Origin of the sequence: Natronococcus jeotgali DSM 18795, from assembly GCF_000337695.1 — an archaeon.
Taxonomy (GTDB): domain Archaea; phylum Halobacteriota; class Halobacteria; order Halobacteriales; family Natrialbaceae; genus Natronococcus; species Natronococcus jeotgali.
In genome coordinates, this window is record NZ_AOIA01000092.1 from 23470 (window position 1) to 40533 (window position 17064).

Consider the following 17064-nt stretch of genomic DNA (forward strand, 5'->3'; position numbering starts at 1 on the left):
CGTGGGGGGCCGCCTCGAGAGGACGCGGTGTCTCGGTCCGGAGCGGGTAGCTCGTCAGCGCGGTGCCGGACCGCACCGCGACGGCACGGGGGGGACTCAGCCAGGCTACCGATACGCCTCGAACTCCTGACCGAAGGCGGCGAAGTAGGCGACACCGAGCATCCCGACGATCGTCGCGATCGTAAAGGAGAGCTCCGGCGTGGCGAACTCCCAGAGGAATCCGCCGATCGCGCCGCTTGGGATCACGATCGCGCCGCGAATCAAGTAGTAGGTTCCGGTCACTCGGCCGCCGGCCCCGCGCTCGGCCGGACCGACCACGAGCGCCTTGTGGGCGGGCAGCCCCGCGAACCGCAGTCCCGAGAAGGCAAACAGCGCGACCAGGAGCCAGGTCTCGTTGCCGACGTACTGGGGGCCGAAAATCAACAACACCGGGAAGATCGCGTAGACGAAAAAGCCCAGGCCGACGACAGGCTTGAGTCCGACGCGCTCGGCGACCGCGGCCATCGGCGCCATCGTCACGAGTGCGACGACCATCTCGACGCCGAGCAACACGCCGAAGAAGGCCGCGGGCGAGAGGTCGATCGTGCCGACGACGGGCGTCGAGAGCGTCAGCCCGATCTCGAGCAGTTGGGTGATCACGAGGATGAAGAAGGCGTAGACCATTCCGTTGGCGAATCGGACGAACGCGTCGGCGACCAGCAGCGGTCGCAGCGGATCGGGGAGCGCCCGCAGGTCGTCGGCGATCTGACCGATTCCTTCGAACTCCTCGCCGACGGAGTCCGCCTTGGCCTCGTAGAGCAGGTGCTGGACGATCGTTCCGAGGACGGCGAAGACGATCGCGATCGCGAGGACCCACAGGAAGCCGGGCACGAGCTCGTCGGCGACCAGTGCCGCGACGATCAGCGGCGCGATCAGGAACGCGGTCCGCCGGAACGTCTCCGTGCTGGCGAACCCGCGAGCCAGCCGGCTCGGGTCGGTCGCCTGCTTGACGATCGCGTAGTGGCCCCCGATGCCGAAGGACTTCCAGCACTGGGCCAGCAGGAGCCCGACGAACACCCACGCCCACGGCTCGACGGTGACGACGCCGAGGTCGATCGCGGGTACGTAGGCCGACGCCAGCCAGATCGCGAAGCCGAACGTCGAGAGAAAGCCGAAGACCGTCAGGGCGTACCGCGAGCCGACGCGGTCGGAGACGATCCCGCCGTAGTAGGGGTAGACGGCGCCGATGACGTTGCCCAGCGTGGCGAACAGTCCGACGACGAACCCGCCCGCGCCGAGGTAGACGAGGTAGTCCGGCAGGAACCGACTGGTCATCTGGAAGCCGAGGCTGAACGCGAACATCGCCAGCGAGAGCACCAGCACGTCCCGCTCGAGCGAGAAGAACTGCCGAAACGGTCCGGGAGTATCGACGGATTCGCGCTCGGTTCTCATTTATCGGTCGCGTTGGAGGTGAATACTTATTACTGTACACCCAGTCCGCGGTCCGATCGGAGACCGCGGCGACCGCCAGCGAGGAGATCCGGGAGCGGTTCGCCGACCAGAGGGAGGACACGGTGGCACGGATCACCCGCATCGAGGAGCGCTTCGAGCTGGCCGAGCGTCCCCTCGAGGAGCGGGGCAACCCGCTCATAGGAGGTTGCTCGCGGAGAGCGACGAGTTCGTCAGCGAGGGCGCTCTCGCGTTCGACCGGGTGCGTCGGCGGATTCGGCTCACGATCGGCCGCGGGTGCCTGTTGCACTGGCAGGTGTCGGTTTTCAGTGCCTCGAGTCGGACACGCCAGTATGAGCGTCGTCGCCGAGTTCACGATCCCCGCTGACGGCTTCGCGCTGGAACACACCTTCGAGGCCGTCCCCGACGCAACGGTCGAGATCGAACGGCTCGCGACCCACAGCCGCGAGTGGGTGATGCCGTTCCTGTGGGTGACCAGCGACGACCTCGAGGCCGTCGAGCGCGCCCTCGAGGACGATCCCGACGTCGACGGAGTGCGAACGCTCAGCGTCGCCGACGGAATCGGCTACTTCAACGTTCACTGGAGCGAGCGGATCCAGGAGCTGATCGATCTGACCGTCGACCAGCGCGGGATCATGCAGGAGGCCGAAGCGAAAAACGGCCGCTGGTACCTCAAGCTGAAGTTCGTCGATCGGACCCTCCTCGAGGAGTTCCAGGCGTACTTCCGCGAGCGGGACTACACGTTCGAGCTGCAGCGCCTCCACCAGGGGGTCGAGCCCAAGGAGCGTCGGTACGACCTCACGCCGGGACAACACGAGGTTCTCACGACCGCCCGAGAGATGGGCTACTTCGAGGTCCCTCGCGAGACCCAGATCGAGGAGCTGGCCGCGGAGCTGGACGTCTCGACGAACTCGGTCTCCCAGCGGCTGCGCCGCGCGACGGACAACCTCGTCAGAAACAGCCTCACCGTCTCGCCGCCGAAGAGGATGTCCGAGTCGGCATCGGAGTAGCCGACCGCGGCCGTATATAAATGCCCTCGAGTTCAATGCAGAGTCGGTTTTGACGGTGGCTCTCATGATCGAACAAATGGAAGATCCATCCGCCGAGAAATCGGCGTTCGATTCGGCCGCCGAATCGGAGACGACCCGGAAGGTCGCGGCGATCTGTACCGCGTGTGGAAAAGCCTACGCCTCCGAACAGCAGCCGGACGGAACGGTGCGGCCGATCGGACAGCGAACGGGGTGTGAGTGCGGCGAAACGTCGTTCGAGGTCGTCGACTCCGAGGAGGCCGCGTTCGACGACTGACAGTCGATCGGCCCCGTCTACGACGGGACTGCTGAGTCGACAAGAGCGACTCAGGCGTCGCCCCAGTCGGGGCGCTCGCGCGGCGGCGCGAGGACCCCGATCCCGACCGCCGGCTCGGACGAGCGGTTCTCGGCGCCGTGGCACTCCCGGCTCGGAAACCGGTAGCAGTCTCCCGGATCGAGTCGTACCTCCTCGCCGTCGGCCCTCGCGATCAGTCGTCCCTCGAGCACGTACCCGATCTGTTCGTTCTCGTGTTCGTGTACTGGGAGTTCGGCCCCGGGATCGATGCGCCAGAGCTTCACGCTCGCTCGCTCGCCCGTCGCGAGGGTCGCGAGGTACACCCCGTCGCTGACCTCCTCGAGTCCCGCCTCGCTCGCGTTCGCCTTTTCCATGTTATCACACCACGTGACACGTATCCACGAACCTCCTTATAAAAGTTGACGAGAAACGTTTATTAGTGGGGTCGTGATGGGTGTGCCTGTATGCCAGAGAGTGACAGTCTCAATCTGTTCCACCTCCCGTTCTCGTTCGTGTTGCCACAGCGGGTGGCGGCCGAGCGGGGGTACTTCGAGGACGAGGGGCTGGACGTCGACCTGATCGAGCGCGACCGCGGGTCCGTCGAGATCAAGTACATTCCCGCCGAGGAGACGCTAACGGGTGACTACGAGGTCGACCTCTACCCCGTCTGCAAGTGGGAGAGCCTGAAGCGGACGTGGGGGATGGGCGACGGCGAGGTCGTCGCGAACGGCACCTTCGCCGACCAGCCGTACACCGTCTTCACGCGACCGGAGACGCCGATCGAGTCCCCGGCGGACCTGGCCGGCGTCGAGGTCGCCGTCAACCGCCGCACCGGGCAGGAGTACACCGCGATGCGGGCCCTCGAGGAGCACGTCGATCCCGACGAAGTACGGCTGGTCCACTACGGGATGCCGACCGATCGGCTGCGAGCGTTACGGGACGGCGAGGTCGACGCCGTCACGCTGCTGGATCCTCAGTCGGCGCTGGCCGAGCAGCTGGGGTTCGAACCCGTCCTCGAGTTCGAGAACCACATGGGGATCGTCGGCGGCGACGGCGTCGACGCCGAGTTGCTCGAGGCGTACGTCGCGGCCTACGCCCGCGCCGTCCGCGACATCAACGACGATCCCGAGTCGTTCCGCGAGGAGTACCTCGAGATGCTCGAGAAGGACGCCCGGGTCGCGCCCGACCTCTTCGAGGACGTCGACGTGGACGCCCTTCGGGAGCGGGTAACGGTCCCCCGTTACGAGGTGCCGGAACTGGCCGATCGGGAGGATCTCGGCACACAGCTCGAGTGGATGAAAGAACGTGAACTGATCGACGACGAGGCCGAACTCGACGCCATCGTCGCCTCGCTGGGGTGATCGGGATGGCCGAGACTACCGTCGACGTCGCGAGCCAGCAGGCCGAGCTCGACGCCCACCACGGCGAGCCGGGCAATCGACCCGTGTTGCGGGCCCGCTTCGAGCACAACGGAAGCCCGCGGTACATGCTGTACACGATCAAACGGCTCGGGCTCGACCGCGAGCACGGCTTTCACCTCGACGTACAGCTCGTCTCGGATTCCCTCGAGGGCGGCGTCGAGACCGTCGAGGCGAAACTGCAGGAGGGCGACGCCGACCTCATCGACATCGACTACATCTCGACGGCCCGCGAGCGCGCCGACGGGGCGCCGATCGTCGCGATCCACCCGTACGGACGGACCGTCGGCGGGCTCGTCACGCCCGAGGACTCCACGGTCGAGGATCTGACCGACCTCCGGGGCCGTCGGATCGGCGTCGTTCGCCGCCTCGACAAGAACTGGATCCTCGTGCGGGCCGCCTGTCGGAAGCGCCACGGGTTCGACCCCGACGAGGCGGCGACGCCCGTCGAGGCGGGCTCGAAGGTCGAGCTCACCCGCATGCTCCGGGACGGCGAGGTCGACGGCGTTCTCCAGTTCTGGCCGATCGTCCCCGAGATCACCGAGACGGGGCCGTACCGCGAGGTGCTCCCGATGTCCGAGCTCGTCCAGGACCTCTCGGAGACCGACCGAAAGCTGCCGATCTCGACGTTCCTGACCAGCGAGCAGTACCTCTCGGAGAACCCCGACGCGGTGCGGGGGTTCAAGCGCGCCTACCGGGACGCCGTCGACCGACTGACGAGCGACGACGAGCTCTGGGCGGACATCGGCGAGCGCCTGATGTACGAGGACGACCCCGAGATCGTTCGCGCCGTCCGGGACGGCTGGCGGGACATGGTCGTCGCCGACTGGGACGAGGAGACGATCGACGGGATGGATCGGCTGTTCGACCACCTGCTCGAGGTCGCGGGCGCCGACGCGCTCGGCGTCGATCACGTGCCCGACGACATGTTCCACCTGGGGGAGTGAGAATGGAGTCGCTCACCTTCCAGCTCAACTGGGAACCGAACGGGTTTCAGGCGCCGTACTTCCTCGCCCGCGAACGGGACTTTTACGAGGAGGAGGGCGTCGACGTCGCCTTCCTCGAGGGCCGCGGCTCGCCCTTTTCCGCCGAGCAGGCGGCCGAGGGCGAGGCGGATATCGCCCTCGCCGGCGCCAGCGCCGTCCTCTCGGTGCAGAGCCGGGGCCACGATCCCCTGGCCGTCGCGGCGGTGACCGCGAAGACGCCGGCGGCGATCTACACGCTCCGGGACGTCTTCGGCGAACCGCTCGAGGAGCCCGAACAGCTGGCGGGGCGCACCGTCGCTCCCTCCGCGACGAAGACCAGGATTCTGACCGCCCAGCTCCTCGAGGACGTCGGCATCCGCGAGGAGGTCGACCTGCTCGAGGTCGATCCCCACACCCACCACCGCGTCCAGCACCAGGTGCTCGACGACAGCGTCGACGCGGCCGTCGGCGTCGTCACCAACGGCCTCGAACTCGAGTACGAGCACGACCGGGTCGCCGACGAGCTCCCGATCGGGGATCACCTGCCCGTTTACGGGATGACGCTGGTCGCGAACCCCGCCTTCGCCGCCGCGGAATCCGAAACCGTGGGCGCCTTCCTCCGGGCGACCGCCCGCGGCTGGGCCGAGGCGACGGCCGATCCCGAGGCTGCGATTGACGCCCTGGTGGCACGGAACGCAACCCTCGAGCGACGCCGCCGGATCGAGCGCGAGAAGTTCGAGACGGCCGCCCGAGACCTCCAGTTCAGCAGCCACCTCGAGGACGCCGGCTGGGGGAACCACGACGGGGAGCGCTGGCAACGTCTCGGACGGGCGCTCGCCGAGACCGACCTCCTCGAAGGTGAGATCGATCCCGACGCCGCCTGGACCAACGACTACCTCGATCCGGAGGCACCGATCGTCAGGGAGTACGTCGAGCGGGTGAGGCGGTGACGATGCAGGCCGTCGATCACGTCAACGTCGACGTCGACGACCTCGAGGCGGCGTACCCGTTCTACCGCGACGTCCTCGGACTGTCGGTGCGGCGACCCCCGGAGGAGTTCCACGGCGAGCACGCCATGTTCGCCGTCGGCGACACCGTCCTGACCCTCGTCGAGACGGGACGGGCCGACGGCTGGGCGGCCGCGGACCTCGAGCATCCACTGGACAAGGCCCATCTCGCCTTCGAGACCGATCGGGCGAGCTACGACGAGTACGTCGCCGAGCTCGACGGCCAGTTCCCGAATCAGGGCCCCTACGACTGGGACGAGTTCGAGGGGTTCTACTTCCTGGATCCGGACGGGAACCTCCTCGAGGTGATCACCGACAAACCGCCGAACGGGGAGCGGGATCGACCGCTGCTCACCCACGACGACGTCGCCTGATGACGGGTGAACGGTCCGAACGCTACGGCGCCTACGTCGACGGCGAGTTCCGGGCCGAAGACGGGGATGGGAGCCGAGAGGACGGCCCGCTCCGGGTCACGGATCCGGCGACCGAGAAGACGATCGCGACCGTCGCCACGGCCGGCGACGCGGGCGTCGACGCCGCGCTCGAGGCGGCGCGACGCGCCCAGCCCGACTGGGCGGGGACGGATCCCGCCGAACGCAGACGGGTGCTGTACCGCTTCGCCGAGGCGATCGAGAATCGCGCCGACGAGCTCGCCGACCTCGTCACCCGGGAGAACGGCCGCCCGATCGGTCAGTCGCGCGCCCTCGTCGACGGCGCCGCGGACTACATAGCCTACTACGCGGGCGCGACGACCAAGATCGAGGGTGAGACGATCCCCGTTCCGGGCGACAGGCAGGCGTTCACGCGGCGGGAACCCCTCGGCGTCAGCGCACAGCTCGTCCCCTGGAACGCCCCCCTGGCCCTGTGCTGTCGCGGGATCGCGCCCGCGCTCGCCGCGGGAAATACCGTCGTCGTCAAGCCCGCTCCCGAGGCGCCGCTGGGGCTCTTGGGGCTCGCCGAGATCGCCACCGAGGCCGGCGTCCCGGACGGCGCGTTCAACGTGGTTCCCGGCGGGGAGGCGACCGGGGCCGCGCTCGTCGAGGACTCCCGCGTCGACGAGGTCACGTTCACGGGCTCGGTCTCGACGGGCCGGGCCGTCGGACGGACCGCCGCCGACAACCTCGTCCCGTCGACCCTCGAGCTCGGCGGGAACAGTCCCGCGCTCGTGTTCGCCGACGCCGATCTCGAGGACGCCGTCGGGGGTGCGCTCCAGGCGCTGACCCTCGTGAGCGGGCAGGCGTGTTTCGCGACGACGCGCGTGTTCGTCCACGAGGACCGTTACGCCGTGTTCCGCGAGGCGCTTCGCGAGGCCGTCGACGCGCTCACGATCGGCCCCGGTCTCGAGGATCCGGATCTCGGGCCGCTCGTCTCCGCCGACGCTCGCGAGCGGGTTCGGGAGTGCGTGGACGGGGCACTCGAGAACGGGGCGACCGCCCTCGTCGGAGGCGACGTCCTCGACCGCGAGGGGTACTTCTACGAGCCGACGGTGATCGAGGACGTCTCGGACGGCGCGCCGATCGTCAGGGAGGAGGTGTTCGGCCCGGTACTCACCCTCCACGAGTTCGCCGACGAGCGGGAGGCGATTCGGCGCGCCAACGACAGCGAGTACGGGCTGTACGCCACGGTCTGGACGAACGACCTCGGGCGCGGCCACCGGGTGGCGAACGCGCTCGAGGCGGGGAGCGTGATGGTCAACCAGTACGCCGGCTCCTACCCGCAGACGCCCTTCGGGGGCTACAAACGGAGCGGGCTCGGGCGCGAGAAGGGCATGCAGGCGCTCGAGCACTACACCCAGCTCAAGACCGTCAACGTCGACTACGGGAGCCCGAGGGACGGGTCCGACTCCGAGGAGTGAGTCGGTTCGGTCGGCTCTCGCCTCTTCCGCGCGGACGATCGGGAGCTCCAAGGTCTCGCGGTCGGACCTGTACGTATGACCGACGACCGCAGTCGATGGAACGAGAAGTACGACGATCCGGAGTTCGAGCTGCCCGACGACCCGATCCCAGAGCTCGAGCGCCGAATCGAGACCCTGCCGGACGGCCGCGCGCTCGACGTCGCAACCGGTACCGGGCGGAACGCGCTCTATCTCGCCGAGCGGGGGTACGACGTCGACGCGGTCGACGTCTCCGACGAAGCCCTCGAGAGAGCGCGTAAGCGGGCCACGGAGCGGAACGTCGACGTCGACTGGATCCGCGCGGACCTCGAGGAGTTCGAGCCCGAACCCGGGACCTACGACGTGATCACGGTGAGTTTCTTCGCCGCGCTCGAGCACCTCCCGGAGCTCAAGGAGGCGCTCGCGCCGGGCGGGGTTCTGGTCTACGAACACCACCTGCGTTCGGCCGACGACGTCGAGATCGGCCCCTCGAGCGATCGCTACCGGTACCGCTCGAACGACCTCCTCCGGGCGTGTCTCGATCTGACGATCCTTCACTACGAGGAACGCGTCCGGACCGTCACCGACGGATCCGCGGCGGTCGCGACGGTGGTCGCACGGAACTCGAGGGGCGGTGCACAGTCGTATCCCGACCCCGAACGGAACGAGTGATCGTCGCGACGATCCGCGGTTCGCTGTTCCGATCCCGACCGGAGAGCGATAGCGCCGTATATTAGATTCGTAGGACCCCTTCTTAGAAAAGTGTCTTAGAATAGAATCTTAGAGGCGAAGGTCGGCAGTGTGGCCTCTCTTCCGAACCGCGCTACAGGAATGTACCGTTTCTACGGAAACGAAGTACGTCTCGATTCCACAGAGAGGGGGGAACGACGTAGTAACTCGTCTTAGATGAGAATCTTAGATTAGAATACTAGGTAAGATATCGAGCTACGTAACGTACCTGTCAATCGTAGATTGATTGTCTGACGTACTTTCATAGCTATGCAGTGTCTCCGAGGGAGTATGCTGTCGTACACGGTTTACTCCGAGGCCGGGGGCGTCGGGAAGTCCTCGCTGGCGGCGAACCTCGCCGTCGCGCACGCTCGAGCCGGACTCGACGTGCTGGTCGTTCCACTCGACCCCCAGGACGGCGATCTCAGTCGGCTGCTCGGGGTCGACGAGGGACGCGCCGACCGGGACATCGACAACCTCGTTCGCCACCTCGTCCAGAGCGGAAAGGGGTCGTTCGGCGAGCTGATTCGGTCGGCCGAGGGCGTCGATATCGTCCCGGAGCACAACATGCTCTCGGATCTCTCGAGCCACCTCGCTCGCGAACAGCGGAAGGCCGAGAAGCTCGGCGACGCGTACAACGTCTACGCGCAGCTCCAGCGGGTACTTCGGGAGGGCGACGTCCCCGAAGAGTACGACGTGTTGATCTGTGACCCGCCCGCGACCGAGTCCGACCACCTCTACAACGCGATCTACGCGACCCGAAACCTCGTGCTTCCCGTCGAGCCGAGCGCGAAGGGACGGGCCTCGGTCGACGGCCTCGAGGAACTCGCGAGCAACTTCGCCGACCAGATGGGGATCGAGGTCGGCGTGCTGGCGGCCGTTCCCAACGGGTTCAAGCGGACGAACGACCAGGCGGAGCTGATCGAGGAGATCGAGTTCCCCACGCCCGAGGTCCTGCCCGACCGAACCTCGCTGATGGAAGGCTGCTGGAAACGGCAGTGCTCGGCGTTCGAGTTCGTCCGCGAGCACCGCGACCGTCGCCGCGAGTACGAACTCGAGACGCTCGTGCAGTTCGATCAGCTCGCCCGCTATCTGGAGTCCCAGGCCGGGATCGACGCGTCGAACCCGCCCGAGCCGGGCGCGCTCGAGGAGGTGCCGACGGCATGAGCGGGTTCAAAAGCGGCGCGAGCAGCGACGACCCGTTCGGTAGCGGTACTGAAACTGACGGGGAGGACGAAGAGGACGAGCCGAACGACTCCCGCGACGAACCGGCCGCGGAGTTCGACGCGGAACCGTCGACGTCGGTCCCGGAAACGGAGCCGGAGTCGCAATCGGCCACGGACCGCGAGTCGAGCAACGGCGACGGCGCGACCGCATCGGCGAGCGGCGGACTGCCCTGGATCTACAGTCGTGATAGCATCTCCGACGACCGTCCGAAAACGGTCCAGCTCCACCTCCAGGAGTCGACCCTCGATCACCAGCGCGAGACCCGTCGAAGTCTCGAGAGCGAACTCGGCGAGTCGGTCAAGAAGGCCGATCTTCGGGAGGCGGCACTCCTCGTCGGCATGACACGTACCGACGAGATCGCGGACCTCCTGCGCGAGTGGGGCTACGACTTCGGATAAAAGCGCCATCGATGCACCGCCGGATTCCGATTCGGAAGCAGCGCGAGCGAAAAGACGCGTTCGCGAGGATCCCGATCGGGACAGCCCGGTTCGAGTATATATCGTATGGTGCGATACGAACCTGTAGCCCGGCCGGAGAGGCGATACTCCCTCGAGTACTGGTTCGGGGCGAGGAAACTCACCCTACCCATCGGAAAGCTACTTTGGGAACGTCGTGGGGAGTTGGAGTGGAAGATGTCGCGAATATCATACGCGAGCAGACGGGGCCGGAGTAGCACGCGACGGGTTTTGAGGGGAACTGAGGGGACGGAGATCGCCGACCTCGCGAGCTGGCTGGGTGGCAGGCTGACGGTAACTGCCACCGCACCCGAGGGGACGATAGCAGCGACGAAGACGGCGAGGGTGGTAAAGCGTCGACGGGCGCGATCACGCTCGGCGGCTCGACGAGTCTCTCTGACGTCGGACGGCTGTGCGCGCACGAACGTCTGCCGACCCCCACTACCGAAACCGGCGGCGGGAAAGCGGGCGGCGGTACCGCTTCCGGCCTCGAGGTGGGCCTGCAAAACGACGGGAACGACTCCTCGAGGAGCGAAACCGTCTGCCGGGATCTCGTCGGTCGGGAGGAGATCGACTCGTTGGTAGAGCCGAGTGCCCCGAAACTGGTCACTCAGCAGTAGCGGTAGTTGCCGTGACCGAGAGGTGAGTGGTGGTGTCAACAGAACGTCTGAAAGAACGAACGAGCCGACGATTGTCGTCGATTCTCCCGGTACTGGAGTGGCTCCCGCAGTACGGCACGTCGTGGCTCCGCGCGGACGTCGTCGCGGGAATCACCGTCGCAGCGGCGGTCGTTCCCGAGGGGTTAGCGTACGCATCGCTTGCAAACTTGCCACCGGAGACCGGCCTGTACGCCGGGTTGATGGCCGCCATCGCGTACCTTTTTCTCGGCACCTCTCGGCAAGTCATGGTGGGACCGACCTCGGCGCTGGCGATTCTGCTCGCGAGCGGTGTCGGGGTAGTCGCCGGCGGGAACAGCGCCTCATACGCATCGCTTGTCACCGTGACGACGATCCTCGTTGGCGTCTTCGCAGTTCTCGCGTGGGTGTTTCGATTGGGGTTTCTCGTCAACTTTATTTCTGGTTCTGTTCTTACGGGATTTTCGGCCGGGGCGGCACTGTACATACTGTCGACCCAATTAAACAAGCTATTCGGCATCGAAGGGAGCGGGTCGGGTGCCTTCTTCGAGGAAACGTTCTTCGGGCGGATATGGTACACCGGAACCCATCTCGCTGAGGCGAACCCCGAAACAGTTGCCGTCGGCGTTGCTGGCATCGCGTTGCTCGTCCTCGGAGAACGGTATCTGCCGCACGCCCCGAATACACTGTTCGTCGTCGTTCTCTCCATCGTTCTCATGTCGGTCACGAATCTGCAGGCCGAGGGCGTCGAGATCGTGGGATCGATTCCGAGCGGTCTCCCCTCGCTGACGGTTCCGGCGGTTCCCAGCGTCGAGACGCTGGGATCTCTCATCCCCGTCGCCGCCGCGTTGTTCCTCCTGTCGTACGTCGAAGGCATCAGTGCAGTCGAGACGTTCGCCAGACGCCACGACTATCGGACCGATGCGAACCAGGAGCTGCTGGCTGACGGCGGCGCCAACCTCGCTGCCGGCTTCGGTGGCGGATTCGCCGTCGGTGGAAGCATGTCCCGATCGGCGCTCAACGACGCCGTCGGGGGCAAGACACAGCTCACGAACGCTATCGTTGCCCTTGTTCTCGTCGTCGTCTTGCTCTTCCTTACCGATGTGTTCACGAATCTCCCGGAGACAATTCTCGCAGCGATCGTTATCGTCGCCGTCACGGGCCTTATCGACGCGAGCGCTATCCGTCAGCTGTACCGAGTGAGCAAGAGCGAGTTTGCCATCGCGATGTCGGCCTTACTCGGAGTACTCACAGTCGGGATGCTGTGGGGCGTCTTCGTCGGCGTCGTCCTCTCGTTGCTGGTCGCAATCTCTCGAGTCAGTCGTCCGTCGACACACGAACTCGGTCGGCTCGACGGAACGGACCACTTCGTCGCTCTCGACTTGTATCCCGCGGCAACGACTATCGCGGACGTGTTCGTCTACCGCGTCGAAGCCGAGCTGTTCTACGCGAACGCGGATACGATCCGGACCGATCTCCTCGAACGACTCGAAAAACGCGACTCCGACGTCGAATTGGTCGTCTTCGACCTCACGTCGTCATCGACGGTCGATTTCGGGGCCGCACAGATGTTGGAGAAACTCGAAGGAAAACTCGAGTCGCGTGGAATCGACCTCCGTGTTGCGGGGGCGGAGTCCGAGGTTGTACAGATACTCGAAACGACGGGACTTGCGGCGAACGTCGGCGGCGTGAAACTCGAGGAACCGATCGACGACGTCATCAACCGCTGGAGAGCGGAGCCATCGTCCTCGTAGGCGGATCTGTATTCAGTTGGACTCGCTCGAACCTCGCTGAGCCGATCGGACGGATGACCGCGCTCATCCGAGGTGCCCGATCCGGCGTTTTCGGTTAGTCCTCCACGGCCGTTTCGGAAGTGTCACGTGTCGAACCCCGGGGCGATTCGGAGCGGTCAGTTTCGTCGTCGGCTTCCGGTATCTGCCGTGGTAAGAACGTCGATGCGATGAGCAGGAGCACTACGAGCAGTACGAGGAGGAGCAACGCCGCCCGCTGAGCGTCGAACATCGCAGCCTCGAAGATCCCCTCGAGCAACTGTCGTTGCGTCGGAGTGAGTCGGTTCAGGAACTGTTGTTGCGTGGCCTCGGTCGCCGTCTCTGTTGCATCTTCGAGAGCGATCACCAGATCGTTTCGTCGCTCCGTCGAAACGGTCACGTGTTCCGCTCGGAGCACTCTGTCGACGACGCCACCGTAGAAGTGACCGAGAAAGTACGAGCCGACGACTGCAGTGCCCATGGCGAATCCGATCGAACTGCTTACGTTCAGGACGCCGGATGCTTCGGCGGAGTTCGCAGTCGGGACGGCCGACATCGTCATATTGGAGATCTGTGCCAGTATGAGTCCGACACCAGTTCCGTACAGCGCCACCGGGATAACCATCCTGCCGATCGTTTGATCGGGTCCCGTCTGCTCGTACAACAGCGCCAGTCCGAGGCCGATACACACGATGCCGACCTGAATTAGCGTCCGTGGAGAGACGTACTTCCGCCAGTTGGTGGTAAACGCCGCAAAAAGGACCGACGTAAGAGAGTAGGGTAATAACCCGAGCCCGGTTTCGAAGGCGGTGTATCCGAGTACCGCCTGAAGGTAGACTGGAAAGATAAACAGGAAGCCAGCCGAGACGATCGAACGAATATTGTACGTAACGACACCGGCTACAAAAGGGCGGTTCGTCAGCACGTGCAGCGGAACGAGCGGTGATTTCCCGGCACGTTCCAGTCGGCGTTCGTACTGAACGAACGCGGCGAACGCGAGCAGTCCGATGCCGAGCAGCCAGATCGCTGGTGACGTCCCGACGGGATTGAACTGCACGTCGCCGACGAAAAACGGCCGCCGTTCGACTACCCACCCGTACTTCCCGCTCAGAAGGAATCCAGTGACGAACGACGTCGCGCCGACGATGGTCAGCGCTGTCCCACCCTTATCCAGCGAACTGCTCGTTTTTGACAGCGGATTCGGGCGCACGTATCGAACGAAGTAGAGAATAACCCCCACACCAACGATTTGGAGCGTAAATCCCCACCGCCAACTCGCGTACGTGGTGAGTGCGCCACCGATAATCGGTCCGAGCGTCGATCCGACCCCGCTCACGCCAGCGAGTAGTCCGAACGCCTTCGCCCGGTCATCGTCTTCGTAACTGACCGTCAATACGGTAAACGTCAGGGGAAATATCACAGCGGCCGCGGAACCCTGGACGAGTGACCAGCCGAGATAGAGGATCGTCGTGTTCCAGCTAATCGCTGCTACCAGCGTTCCGCCGGCGTAGACGGTCAGTGCGACTGCCATTACACGCCGAGGACTACGCCGAGACGGCAGCGTACCGGCTGGCAGAATCAGCGCAGCGATCACCAGCGAGTAGAGCGAAACCGCCCCCTGAATCACGGTGACAGAGGTATCGAACTCGTCTACCATCGTGGGGATCGCCACGTTCATCAGGGAGGCGTTGACGACCACGATGAACGTCGTCAGGCTCATGGCGATTGCTGGAGCCCAGTATCGTACTCTCCTCTGTAACTCCTCAGATAGAGAGGGATTTCCGTTTGTAGGGGACCCATCTGGGATCATAGCGTAGCCTCATGCTTTTGTCCGTCAAATAATCGGGACGTGGCCAGGCACTTCGACTCGCCGGAGACAGAAGTGTGCGCGCTTCTCGAGTACGATGTTCGGGGGACATCTCTACACAAAAGGCAAATCGAGTGCTTCTGGGGCTTGCCCCCGAGGCGGTTCACGGTGCCGTTACTGTCGTTCCAGGAAACCCGTTCTCTCGATTTCCTCGCTCGCGTGATCCAAACGCGAGCGAAACCGTCGCCTCGACAGCAGATCGAGCTGTCCGCGCGTACCGCCGGTTAGTGGTCTCGAGGTGCGCGCCGAAACTCCGTCACGAGAGAACTATTTCGACGGTCTCGGTCGGACACACCGCGTTTCCGGTGAAACGAGGCCCCTGAGCGCGTATCCGTCGATCCGTACAGAAGAGTGACTGACGAAGCAGTGTCCGATCGGTTTTCACCGGAATCCCGGTGTGAACGCTCGGGACGTGCCGAACCGATCGAGACACCGTCCTTCCGGTGGAATTCGAGGAGCGGAGTGAAAAATCAGGCCTGGAAAGGCTGTCCTTCGGGATTCCTCGGATCGACGTTCATCGGAGGTCCAATAGAATGGGTCAGCGTCGTGCGAGCGGGAAAGAGGCACCGAATTTCCGGTGAATAGTACACACCACGTTTCCGGTGAAGTCGAAGGGTTTCATCCCGTAAACGGCCGGTTCCATCGCGAACGGACGAACCGACAGTTCGAAACTCACTCGACGGTGTCCTCGAGGACGTTTTTGACCACTCCCGGATCCTCGAGGAGGGTGTGTTCGGTGTAGCTCCCCTCCGCGCTCCCACCGCTGTGGCGCGTCTGCTCGAGGATGTCGAGGAAGGCGTGTTCCTTGAGCAGGTCGCGGACGCGGCGAAGCGAGAGGGCGTCGGTACCCTCCTGCCGGCAGATCTGTTCGTAGACGTCGTAGATGCGGGTCGTTCTGAATCCGCTGTTCTCGATATCTCCGTCCTCGCGTTGCTGGTCGAGCGAGAGCACGGTCAACGCCTGGAGGACGTACCGCGAGTGGGGTGTCGAGCCCCGAATGAGCTCGCGGAATCGGTCGATCTCCGCGCGCTCGCGCGCCTGAACGATGAACTCCTCGCGGACCGTCTCCGTTCCGCGCGTCTGGGCGATCTCGCCGGCGTACCGGAGGATGTCGATCGCCTTGCGCGCGTCGCCGTGTTCGCGGGCCGCAAGCGCCGCGGCCCGCGGGATCACCGCGTCCTCGAGAACGCCCCTGCGGAACGCGTCGCTTCGGGCGGTCATGATCTTGTTGAGCTGACTCGCGTTGTACGGCGGAAAGACGAACTCGCGCTCACAGAGGCTCGATTTAACCCGTTCGTCCATTCGATCCTTGTACTTGATCTTGTTGCTGATACCCATGACGCCGATCTTGCAGTCGGTTACCTTTCCCGCCTCGCCGGCACGGGAAAGCTGCATCAGGATCGCGTCGTCCTCGAGTTTGTCGATCTCGTCGAGAATGATGAGCGCAACGTCGTACTCGTCGTTGAGCAGCCGCCAGAGCCGCTTATAGTAGGTCGCGGTGCTGATCCCCTTGTCCGGAATGTAGATATCCGTCGCGTCGGTGTTGACCGAGCTCGCGATCGTCTGGACGGCCTGCGTTTCGGTGGTATCTTGCGCGCAGTCGACGTACGCGAAGACGGCGTTGATGTCTTCTTCCTCGGCAGTCTCGACGAGCCGCCTGGAGATGTACTTCGCACAGAGGGACTTTCCGGTCCCAGTTTTCCCGTATATCAGAACGTTGCTCGGACTCTGTCCGAAGATCGCGGGGTTGACCGCGTTGGCGAGGTGGCTGATCTCCTCGTCCCGCCCGACGATCCGACCCTCGTCCGGAAGGTGGCTGATCTCGAGGAGTTCCTTGTTCGTAAAGATCGGATCCTCCCGAACGAACAGGTCGTCGGACTCCGGCATTGATTCAGACACCGTATTTCCGGTGAATCGACTTGAGGGTTTCGGCACCGGGAACTTCCCGGCCGCACACACACACCACGTTTCCGGTGAAATCGGCTCCGAAGGCGGGTGGGGTGGACTGGAAACGGGGGTCGAAACGAGTGCGAATCCGACTATTCGAACACAGAACGCGAGACGCGGAAGAATTTGATCTGGCGATTCGACGGAAAAGACGACGGGTTCGGCTCGAGAAGGCGGATCCAATAGTGATCAAGGTCACTTCCTTTAGAATGTGATCCAGTCAATGGGCTTTACTCACTGGTCCCTAATAAAACATATGATACTGTACCGAAATGTCTAGATGAAAACCTAAGATACTATCAACGATCGCCGGAGAAATCAGGCAACATTCTCCTGGACCTGCGCTGGAACCCCTCCTCCAGCGGACCGTTTCACCGGAAACGCGGTGTGTGTGTGCGAC

15 protein-coding genes are annotated in these 17064 nt (G+C 64.6%); 11 read left to right on the forward strand and 4 right to left on the reverse strand.

Features of this window, described 5'->3' with window-relative positions; all coding sequences use genetic code 11:
- Positions 1-105: 105 nt before the first annotated feature.
- Positions 106-1431: an MFS transporter gene (locus C492_RS09710; RefSeq protein WP_008422934.1), complete on the reverse strand. Its 1326-nt coding sequence runs from the start codon at positions 1429-1431 to the stop codon at positions 106-108.
- Between the two features lie 350 nt (positions 1432-1781).
- Here C492_RS09710 and C492_RS09715 point away from each other — a divergent pair, with 350 nt between their 5' ends.
- Complete coding sequence (locus tag C492_RS09715) at positions 1782-2459, forward strand: helix-turn-helix domain-containing protein (protein ID WP_008422935.1); 678 nt, start codon at positions 1782-1784, stop codon at positions 2457-2459.
- A 76-nt stretch (positions 2460-2535) separates the two neighbouring features.
- Positions 2536-2754: a hypothetical protein gene (locus C492_RS09720; RefSeq protein ID WP_008422936.1), complete on the forward strand. Its 219-nt coding sequence runs from the start codon at positions 2536-2538 to the stop codon at positions 2752-2754.
- Positions 2755-2804: 50 nt separating this feature from the next.
- On the opposite strand, the gene C492_RS09725 is transcribed toward C492_RS09720, so the two are convergent.
- Positions 2805-3146: a cupin domain-containing protein gene (locus C492_RS09725; protein ID WP_008422937.1), complete on the reverse strand. Its 342-nt coding sequence runs from the start codon at positions 3144-3146 to the stop codon at positions 2805-2807.
- Positions 3147-3236: 90 nt separating this feature from the next.
- Here C492_RS09725 and C492_RS09730 point away from each other — a divergent pair, with 90 nt between their 5' ends.
- The 9 genes from C492_RS09730 (at position 3237) to C492_RS09770 (ending at position 12835) form a co-directional block, all read left to right on the forward strand.
- Complete coding sequence (locus tag C492_RS09730) at positions 3237-4133, forward strand: ABC transporter substrate-binding protein (RefSeq protein WP_049892947.1); 897 nt, start codon at positions 3237-3239, stop codon at positions 4131-4133.
- Between the two features lie 5 nt (positions 4134-4138).
- Positions 4139-5137: an ABC transporter substrate-binding protein gene (locus C492_RS09735; protein WP_049892956.1), complete on the forward strand. Its 999-nt coding sequence runs from the start codon at positions 4139-4141 to the stop codon at positions 5135-5137.
- Positions 5138-5139: 2 nt separating this feature from the next.
- Complete coding sequence (locus tag C492_RS09740) at positions 5140-6105, forward strand: ABC transporter substrate-binding protein (RefSeq protein WP_008422942.1); 966 nt, start codon at positions 5140-5142, stop codon at positions 6103-6105.
- 2 nt (positions 6106-6107) lie between these two features.
- Entirely contained in the window at positions 6108-6536 is a 429-nt protein-coding gene (locus C492_RS09745) for a VOC family protein (RefSeq protein ID WP_049892949.1), read from the forward strand.
- Positions 6536-8017, forward strand: a complete 1482-nt coding sequence (locus C492_RS09750; protein ID WP_008422946.1) for an aldehyde dehydrogenase family protein — start codon at positions 6536-6538, stop codon at positions 8015-8017. The genes C492_RS09745 and C492_RS09750 overlap by 1 nt, the downstream gene beginning before the upstream one ends.
- Before the next feature lie 75 nt (positions 8018-8092).
- A complete protein-coding gene (locus C492_RS09755) occupies positions 8093-8707 on the forward strand; it encodes a class I SAM-dependent methyltransferase (protein WP_008422948.1) in 615 nt (204 codons plus the stop codon).
- Positions 8708-9055: 348 nt separating this feature from the next.
- Entirely contained in the window at positions 9056-9931 is an 876-nt protein-coding gene (locus C492_RS09760) for a ParA family protein (RefSeq protein ID WP_008422950.1), read from the forward strand.
- On the forward strand, positions 9928-10389 hold the full coding sequence (locus C492_RS09765; protein WP_008422953.1) for a hypothetical protein: 462 nt from the start codon (positions 9928-9930) through the stop codon (positions 10387-10389). The genes C492_RS09760 and C492_RS09765 overlap by 4 nt, the downstream gene beginning before the upstream one ends.
- A gap of 709 nt (positions 10390-11098) precedes the next feature.
- Positions 11099-12835 (forward strand): SulP family inorganic anion transporter, encoded by a 1737-nt coding sequence (locus C492_RS09770; protein ID WP_239643421.1) that lies wholly within the window; start codon positions 11099-11101, stop codon positions 12833-12835.
- A 94-nt stretch (positions 12836-12929) separates the two neighbouring features.
- Here the strand turns inward: C492_RS09770 and C492_RS09775 are convergent, their stop codons facing one another.
- Together C492_RS09775 and C492_RS09780 are read right to left on the reverse strand one after the other, a co-directional pair.
- The gene (locus C492_RS09775) at positions 12930-14570 is read right to left on the reverse strand and encodes an MFS transporter (protein WP_008422956.1); all 1641 of its coding nucleotides are present in this window, start codon (positions 14568-14570) and stop codon (positions 12930-12932) included.
- 819 nt (positions 14571-15389) lie between these two features.
- Entirely contained in the window at positions 15390-16604 is a 1215-nt protein-coding gene (locus C492_RS09780; protein WP_008422958.1) for a Cdc6/Cdc18 family protein, read from the reverse strand.
- Between the last annotated feature and the right edge of the window lie 460 nt (positions 16605-17064).